Annotated in this window: 7 protein-coding genes; 2 read left to right on the plus strand and 5 right to left on the minus strand. The window is 43.9% G+C overall.

What is annotated here, in order from left to right; translation table 11 throughout:
- Positions 1–472: 472 nt before the first annotated feature.
- The 4 genes from IM322_RS15870 to IM322_RS15885 all read right to left on the minus strand — a co-directional run bounded on the left by IM322_RS15870 (position 473) and on the right by IM322_RS15885 (position 6001).
- The gene (locus tag IM322_RS15870) at positions 473–1009 is read right to left on the minus strand and encodes a hypothetical protein (protein WP_287675823.1); all 537 of its coding nucleotides are present in this window, start codon (positions 1007–1009) and stop codon (positions 473–475) included.
- Between the two features lie 94 nt (positions 1010–1103).
- Positions 1104–2318: a type II secretion system F family protein gene (locus IM322_RS15875; protein ID WP_287675824.1), complete on the minus strand. Its 1215-nt coding sequence runs from the start codon at positions 2316–2318 to the stop codon at positions 1104–1106.
- A 407-nt stretch (positions 2319–2725) separates the two neighbouring features.
- The gene (locus tag IM322_RS15880; protein WP_002797770.1) at positions 2726–3826 is read right to left on the minus strand and encodes a type IV pilus twitching motility protein PilT; all 1101 of its coding nucleotides are present in this window, start codon (positions 3824–3826) and stop codon (positions 2726–2728) included.
- Between the two features lie 159 nt (positions 3827–3985).
- Positions 3986–6001: a GspE/PulE family protein gene (locus IM322_RS15885; RefSeq protein WP_287675826.1), complete on the minus strand. Its 2016-nt coding sequence runs from the start codon at positions 5999–6001 to the stop codon at positions 3986–3988.
- A 240-nt stretch (positions 6002–6241) separates the two neighbouring features.
- Between IM322_RS15885 and grpE the strand changes: the two genes are divergently transcribed.
- The gene (grpE, locus tag IM322_RS15890; protein ID WP_287675828.1) at positions 6242–6964 is read left to right on the plus strand and encodes a nucleotide exchange factor GrpE; all 723 of its coding nucleotides are present in this window, start codon (positions 6242–6244) and stop codon (positions 6962–6964) included.
- A gap of 31 nt (positions 6965–6995) precedes the next feature.
- Here grpE and IM322_RS15895 read toward each other — a convergent pair whose 3' ends face one another.
- A complete protein-coding gene (locus tag IM322_RS15895; protein WP_287675829.1) occupies positions 6996–7715 on the minus strand; it encodes an HAD-IA family hydrolase in 720 nt (239 codons plus the stop codon).
- A 175-nt stretch (positions 7716–7890) separates the two neighbouring features.
- Here IM322_RS15895 and IM322_RS15900 point away from each other — a divergent pair.
- On the plus strand, positions 7891–8021 hold a 131-nt coding region (locus IM322_RS15900), incomplete at its 3' end, for a helix-turn-helix domain-containing protein (RefSeq protein ID WP_272079660.1).

The following is an 8021-nucleotide window of genomic DNA, read 5'->3' on the forward strand; positions in this document are numbered from 1 at the left end:
CGAAAGTCCTTGACTTGTTTCAGTTTTTCTATTAAGCTCAACATATATTTTAAAGGTTGGCGGTCACTTCTCATTTTACAAAGACAGTGATCGCTTTTACTTTTGATATTCTGATGGGAGAATGAAACAGCCCTAGGGGTTTGGGGGGTTCTACCCCCCAAAAGCTTGGATTGAGTCATAAAACCGAAAGTAACGCCCAATTTTAGGAGAAAGTTTCCCCTGAAAAATCCAGTTCTTCGTTACTTAGTATGGTTCGATAGGGTGGCATAAATCGACTAAATCCTTATCTGGCAAGAGATTTAATTGATTAGTTCGCTCTAGATCGAAAACAATTAACAAAAATCGCCAAATGTCTTTCTCTATAAGAGTTTCATTCCTTATAACCCTGTACGTTGCATAAGACAAACCGAAGAACTAAAAATCCCAAATTAGTAGATTTACAAAAATGAGATGCACCCCCCCAGAGAGTCAGCTAATCTTGATCGACTAATTCTAAGCAATCATCAATCAAAGCTGGCCGATAACTTTGAACAACCATCGGTAAAAAAGCCCCTCTTAAACCCTTTTTTATTCTCTCGGCCGTTTGATCAAAAACCACAAATAAAGGATGAATTGTTTCTGCACCTTCACTAAACATATGTTGTTCTCTGGGGGGCATTAACCATTCATATTCTTTATCTAAACATATTTGTGTTTCGCGCCAGCGTTTCAACAAATCAGAAAAATCTTCCCCCGGACGATGGATAAAAATCAGGATTTCTGAACCTAATTTAATTTTCCATTCCGGATCACACATCAGAATAGCCAAATCACAAGCTAATTGTACCGTCTTTCTAGATTCAAGGGCAGAAGATGGACGAATTCTGACCAAGGGCAAGGGAATAGTAATTAAACTCTCTTCAGGACGACGCATACTAGGAATTAACTCTAAATAAGGGCGATATTGTCGCAATAATTCGATCGCCCCCTGACGACAGCTATATTCCGCTAATAAAGTTTCGTAAGACACAGATTCACCTAATCAAATAAAAGGAGATAAAAATTAAAATCTTGCTGATTTCCAGCTACCGGCAATAGTCACTGATCACTGATCACTGATAAACTTATCCCAACGCGTCGAAGATTTTAAACATGGGCAGATACATAGACAAAAGAATAGTTCCCACGATCCCCGCAATACCAACCATCATCAAGGGTTCAATGATACTGGTTAAAGCTTTAACGGCCTGTTCCACCTCATCTTCGTAGAAATCCGCCACTTTCATCATCATGGCATCTAATTCTCCCGTTTCCTCCCCAATACTAATCATTTGAATTGCCAAAGGTGGGAAAACATTGGCTTTTTGTAGGGCCAAACTCATCATTCCCCCCTGCTGAATTTCCGCCTTGGCACCGGAAATCGCATTGGCAATTACCTGATTACCCACCGTATTACAAACGATGTCGAGGGAACTTAAAATCGGGACACCAGAACGCGTCAGAGTCCCAAAAACCCGGCAAAATCTAGCCACAGCCGATTTTTCATTCAAATCACCAAAAAGAGGCATTTTAAGGAAAAACTGGTCAATTTGCAGACGACCCATCGGGGTTTTGTAATAGCGACGCAGTAAAAAAACCGTGGCAACAATGGTGACAATCGGAATTAAAATCAACCAACTACGCATCACACCACTTAAAAAGAGCATAAATTGCGTTAAAGCTGGTAGTGGCACGTTTAAATCGATGAAAATTTTCGCAAACACGGGAATTAAAAAAATTGTCATCCCGAAAAACACAATTATCGCCAAAATTCCCACCGCTACCGGATAAGTCATCGCTGATTTAATCTGGTTTTTCAAGCGGGCCATATCTTCCAAAAGTTTCGAGAGACGGTTCAGCACTTCATCGAGTACCCCCCCCGTCTCTCCAGCTTCGACCATACTGACATAAAGTTCATCAAAACATTCGGGATGTTTGGCCATCGCTTCCGATAACGGAGTCCCTTGCTGTACCTCAGCACTAATCGCTTGTAGGGCTTTTTTCATCTTGGGATTACCGCATTGATCCCCCAAAACTCCCAAACATCTCACAATCGCCACACCAGCATTAATCATTACCGAAAATTGACGGGAAAAAACCGCTTTATCTTTGATGGAAATGCTGGCAAACATCAACTTTAAACCGGAAAGATCGATCTCTCCCCCCACTTTTTTGACCTTACCGACGGCGGCATATTTTGCCCTCAGCATCGTCCGGGCCTGTTCGGGAGACATGGCCTCAACTTTCTCTTGGAAAACTTTTCCAGAGCCGTTTTTAACTTGTGCGACAAAATTAGGCATAGGACAAATCAGTTATCAGTTATCAGTTATCAGTTATCAGTTATCAGTTATCAGTTATCAGATTGGAGTTTTAAGTGGGTAGATAGGGTTTGCTGAATAAATCTAAAAACCTTGTTGGATAAGACTTTTAGACTTTTTTCCCCTCGAAAAGTGCCTTAGCTAGGGGTGATCGGGGGGAAAATTCCGGGACTTTTTCCCTGAAAATTAGGTAGTTGACCACCTGAAAATCGATAAAACCCCACACCCCACACCCCACACCCCACACCCTGCCCCCAGGAAAAGCTTTTTGCCGCAAACCCTAGATACTGTTAAGTGAAAACTTCGGTACTTTCTTTTCACTGATTACTGGTTACTGTTCACTGATAACTGATAGGGGCTGACGAACGCTTAAAGGTTACTATTTGTTATTAAATCCGGGCTTTAGCGTTAGCGCCGGCCCCGGCGATAAGACGTTGTAATTCATCGGGTTTACCGCTTTTAGAAATGGCCTCTTCCAAAGAGACAACACCCCTAACAACTAAATTAGCTAATCCCTGTTCCATGGTTTGCATTCCTAACTTCATTCCCGTTTGAATTGCTGAATAGACTTGGGGGGCTTTTCCTTCCCGAATTAGGTTAGCGATCGCTGGAGTTACCACCATGATTTCCTGTACCATTGCCCGACCAAATTCTCCCGGTTTAGGATTTTTTTTCTTGACTAGGTTTTGACTAAAAACTGCTAGTAAAGAATTGGATAACATGGCGCGAATTTGTGCCTGTTGGTTAGCCGGAAAAACGTCAATAATCCGATCCACTGTTCCCGCTGCCGAGCTAGTGTGTAGGGTTCCGAAGACTAAGTGACCGGTTTCTGCCGCCGTGATTGCCAAACTAATTGTTTCTAAATCCCGCATTTCTCCCACAAGGATAATATCAGGATCTTCCCGTAAAGATGCTCTTAAAGCGTTAGCAAAACTCTTGGTATCTTCTCCTTTTTGTCGTTGGTGAAACAGACTTTTTATATTAGGAAAAACGTATTCAATTGGGTCTTCTACCGTTAAAATATGTTCAGACCTAGTCCGATTAATTAAGTCTAAAATTGCCGCTAAAGTGGTAGTTTTACCTGAACCTGTTTGGCCGGTTACGAGAATTAATCCCCTCGGTCTTTCCGATAACTCCCGTACTACTCTAGGTAAATTTAATTGTTCAAAGTTAGGAATTTTAGAGGACAAAGCCCGTAAACAAGCTGCATAAGCCCCCCTTTCTTTATAAACATTGACCCTAAATCTTGCTAATCCTTTCACCCCATAAGAACAGTCTAATTCCCAATTCTGCTCTAACTCTTTTCTTTGGGTATTATTGAGCATACTAAAAATCAATTTCTGACAATCTTGCGGGGTTAAAGATTCTTCATTAATCGGGGACAGTTTGCCACTGATGCGAAAATAGACCGGCGCCCCAGACTGAATGTGCATATCGGAACCGCCCATCTCGACCAATTGTTCCATTAAATCTTCGATCATTAATTCCATAAGTTAAACCCCATCTATAAGGTAAAATCAGTGAACAGTAACCAGTAACCAGTGAACAGTGAAAAGACATTGGGAAAGTGCTATTTAAGACTACTCACTTAATACTCCTTACTTAAAACTCAAATCTCATAACTGATAACTGATAACTGAAAAACTGTCTTAGTCACTAAATCGCGGTGTCATACAATAGGGACAATCGAGCCATTCTGGTTGTAGTTCGGCGCGACAACCACGACAGATTAAACCGCTTTTCCGTTTGGCTTTTAGTTCCGCTTCCAGACCAGAATCGGTAAATGTCACCCGTTCCACTTCTTCCAGGGTGGTGTAACCCTCGCGCACCAGATTTAAACTGTAGGCTAGGAGTGTCACCATGCCCTCATCGACGGCCGTCTCCTTAATGCGATCGGTGGTTGCCCCTTGGTTAATTAACTGCTGTAGTCGTTCACTATTTTGCATTACCTCATAGACCCCGACGCGACCTTTATAACCGCTGCCACCACATTTGGGACAAAGATTACCCTGTTTTCGCGCCTGTTGAATTTCCTCTAGGGTCAGGGTATTAGCCTTATAAAAGGTCACTTCCCGTTCATTGGCAGCGGCAAGACCAAAACGGGCTAATTCCTCTTGGGTGGGGTGATAGGCGACTCGACATTGGCTACAGACGCGCCGCATGAGACGCTGGGCCAAGACTCCCAAGAGAGAACCAGAAATCATAAACGGTTCAACCCCCATCTCATCGAGACGAGAGATCGCACCTGCGGCATCGTTGGTGTGTAGGGTAGTTAAGACCAAGTGACCGGTCAAGGCGGCCTCGATCGCTGTTTTAGCCGTTTCCTTGTCCCTAGTTTCTCCCACCAGAATAATATCCGGGTCTTGTCGCATAAATGCCCGCAGAATCGAGGCGAAATCCATGCCTTTCTCGCGAATTACCTGCACCTGGGTGATGCCTGGTAGAGAATACTCGATCGGGTCTTCGGCGGTACTAATATTAACTCCAGGGTGATTTCTTTCCGCTAACACCGAGTATAAACTGGTGGATTTCCCTGAACCAGTCGGTCCTGTCACCAGCAACAGACCAAAGGGACGACTAGCCATGTCTCGGACGATTTGCAGGGTCTTTTGGTCGGTGATTAGTTTATCTAAACCCAACTGGGTAGCCGAGTTGTCGAGAATCCGTAAACAGACTTTTTCCCCGTAGCGACTGGGTAGGGTATTAACCCGAAAATCCACTTTCCGCCCTTGATATATCCGCCGAATTTTACCATCTTGGGGAAGACGACGTTCGGCGATATCGAGATCGGCCATGATTTTAAAACGGGCTGTAACCGCCGGGGTAATTTTTTTCGGCAGTGGATCAAAAGCTTGATGAAGAACTCCATCTTTGCGAAAGCGAATTTTCAGGAATTCTTCTTGGGGTTCGATGTGAATATCGGAAGCCCCTTCCTGTAGGGCTTTAGCTAGAATTTTATTGACGAGGTTGATGACGGGGGCTTGATTAGCGTCCCCTTCTCCGAGATCATCGGCCGCTTCATCGTTAGCACCCCCGGAGGCCACATCAATATTGCCGACAATATCGGTGAGATCCGAGAGTTTTTCCAGTTCTTTTTCTTTTTGCCGTCGGGCTTTTTCCTGTTCTAGTTCCGATTGAGCCGAGTGGAATTTTTCCAGTAATCTTTCATAATCTTCGCCGGTAATCACCAAACGCTGTAAACCTAAATCCTTGGGACGGAGAATACGATTAATATCGTCGGAAGCATCGAGGTTGTCGGGATCGACCATGGCTATCAAAATCGCAGCCGGCTCTCCTTCGATCTTTCGCAGGGGGATGAGACGATAGCGACGACAAAGATCGATCGGAATCAAAGAATCGATCAATCGGGCTATTTCCAGTCCATCCACATCGGTTAATTCGGGGTCGATCGATTCGACTCCGTAGAGAATTTTTAGTTCAAATAACTGGTTTTTCTTATACTGTCGCTGTAAATCCGGGGGCAAAGGGCGCCCGGTTACTTGTTGTAATATTTCTACTAGCGATCGTCCCGATTTCCGTGTTTCCACTAGGGCCTGTTGCATCTGGTCGGCACCGATATATCCCGACTGCACCAACTTGTTACCAAAGGGCGAAAAGTAATTGCGCAGGGCAACGGCACGGGTTTTCTTGGAAGAAAATGTCATAGACGATTCTTAACCTCTCCACTACCCTTAAATGTTCCCAATTTTACTGAGAAAATTGCATTCTAGCAAAAATTTTTCTAGATCACCGATTATCTATCGGGGTCGCTTATATCCAGTTACGCATCTTGTCCACAAAATGTTACATTAAAGGTTAAACCTTGATTATTAGCTGGTACTTAAAGACCAAAATTAGCAGTAAATGGTCATATATTGCCAAATTCACCACTAAAATTGTATACTATGAGTGCAGAACCAAATACCTCAGCAATTTTCGACGAAAACCAAGAATCCTTTCCTAATTACCCCGAATCCCTTACAACCGAATCGGAAGCCAGTGTCACCGATGAAGCCAAAACGGTGACGAACCAAGCAGCCTCTAGCGAGGAATTTTCCCTTCTAGGCGGAATGACTATCGATGCTCTACAAGAGGAAATCGACAATCTCAAACAGCAGCTAGAGGAACAAACCCAACAGGTTGATGCCTACAAGAAACGCTATATCACTCTAGCGGCCGATTTCGACAATTTTCGCAAACGCACAGCCAAGGAAAAAGAGGAACTGGAAACAAAAATCAAGGGCAAAACCCTGATGGAAATTCTTGGCGTGGTGGATAATTTTGAGCGCGCCCGTACTCAAATTAAACCGGCTAATGATGGCGAGATGGGTATTCACAAGAGTTACCAAGGGGTCTATAAAATCTTAGTAGAGAGTCTCAAGCGTTTAGGCGTTTCCCCCATGCGTTCGGAAGGTCAACCCTTTGATCCCACCTACCACGAAGCGATGATGCGGGAGTACACCGATGAACATCCCGAAGGCACGGTGGTCGAGCAGTTAGTGCGAGGATACACTCTCGGAGAAGATGTTTTGCGTCATGCTTTGGTAAAAGTGGCCGCCCCCAAAGAGACAGACCCTAACGCTGATCAGTCAGAATCTACTTCCATTCCATCGCAGGAATCAGTCTAAAATCCCGATGGGGATTCAAGCAGTTTGAGGGTTAGGTATTAGCTGGTAGGGTATGTATTCCCTCCCTATCCCCTATTCCCACTGAAAGACTTTTTCTCTCTTGACCTGTTGATCTTTTAATTAAAAACGCTTCTATACCCAAGGATTTTGCTCCTTGGTAATCCTCTTTTTTACTATCGCCAATATGCCAAGCTTGTGCGGGGGAACAATCATGTTTTTGTAGGGCGATTTGAAAAATTTCCGGATCGGGTTTAGCCGCTCCTGTCTGGGAAGAAATCGTGATCGATCGAAAAAAATATTCTAAGCCTAATTCAGCCAAAACTTGGTAGATACGACTATCAAAATTAGAAATAATGCCCAACTCGATCCCCTGAATCTGCCAGAGTCTTAAAGCGGGAATGACATCCTCGTACAGCACCCAAGGCTCGGCCGTGGCAAAATGACGATAAAGTTGGCCAAAAAAAGCCTCAAAATCGGGAAATCGTGCCAGATAACCTAAATTATTAAAAACTGCCCCAGTCAGCGATCGCCACCACTGATACTCTAACTCAGGAATTTGTGCAGGTTCAACGTTAGGAAAAGCGAGAGGGGGAGAAGTGGGGAAAATAGCCAAGAAAGATTGTTCTAGACTCTCGGCCGCCACCTCTACCCCAAAATCCGCCGCTATTTGGCTATAAATTGCTCCGACACTGCCTTTTACTCCAAAAAGAGTACCCACAGCATCGAGAAAAATAACTTGCGGTTTCTGCATGAGAGTTTTGTCTATAAATAGTTCGTTCTCAGGTTTTTAGGGTCGGCCCTTTAGGTGGCCTAACACACCTAAACAATTGCTCATCGAAAATTTTGGGTCTGAAACCCCGTCGTTCTACGACGGCTTTACTGTTAAATATTAACACATTTACGGAATATATGCCAGAATGTGAGACATGGAAAAAGCCTACTCGTTTCGATTTTACCCCACACCCGAACAAGAGTCGCTATTGCGGCGCACTTTGGGCTGTGTAAGATTAGTTTACAATAAAGCTCTCCACGAACGAACACAAGCATGGTACGAAAG

This window comes from Microcystis sp. M109S1, assembly GCF_020247025.1.
Lineage (GTDB): Bacteria > Cyanobacteriota > Cyanobacteriia > Cyanobacteriales > Microcystaceae > Microcystis.